Source organism: Rhodopseudomonas sp. BR0C11, assembly GCF_010820945.1.
Classification (GTDB): Bacteria; Pseudomonadota; Alphaproteobacteria; order Rhizobiales; family Xanthobacteraceae; genus Rhodopseudomonas; species Rhodopseudomonas palustris_H.
Genome location: NZ_QTKI01000839.1, coordinates 1 through 506, shown reverse-complemented (window position 1 = coordinate 506; position 506 = coordinate 1). Strand labels below are relative to the sequence as shown.

1 protein-coding gene is annotated in these 506 nt (G+C 72.9%); it reads right to left on the bottom strand.

What is annotated here, in order from left to right; genetic code table 11:
- A partial coding sequence (locus tag DYI24_RS27705) for a helicase-related protein (protein ID WP_205523730.1) occupies nucleotides 1–506 on the bottom strand: 506 nt, incomplete at both ends.

Here is a 506-nt window from a genome sequence, read left to right as displayed (position 1 = left end):
TTGCGGGGCTGCGGGGCTCGCGGCGCGGTTTGCGCTCGCGCTGTTCGCGCGGCTCGCGGCGCGGTTCGCGCTGGCGGCCTTCCGGCGCGGCGCGGCGGGAGCGTGACGGGCGCTCGGTCTCGGCCTCGGCCTCGGGGCTGACAGCCTCGCTCTCGACCGACGGCCCGACCTCGGCGCGCGGGATCGCCTGGCCGATCAGCTTCTCGACCGCGGCCATCGACTTCTGGTCGGACGGCGCGACGATCGTCACCGCAGTACCGGTGCGGCCGGCTCGGCCGGTGCGGCCGATCCGGTGGACGTAGTCGTCGGGGTGATGCGGAACGTCGAAATTGAAGACGTGGCTCACTTCCGGAATGTCGAGGCCGCGGGCGGCGACATCGGACGCGACCAGGATCGGCAGGTCGCCTTTACGGAACGCTTCCAGCGCGGCCATGCGCGCGGTCTGGTCCATGTCGCCGTGCAGCGCGCCGACGCTGAAGCCGTTACGCTGCAGCGACCTCGCGAGC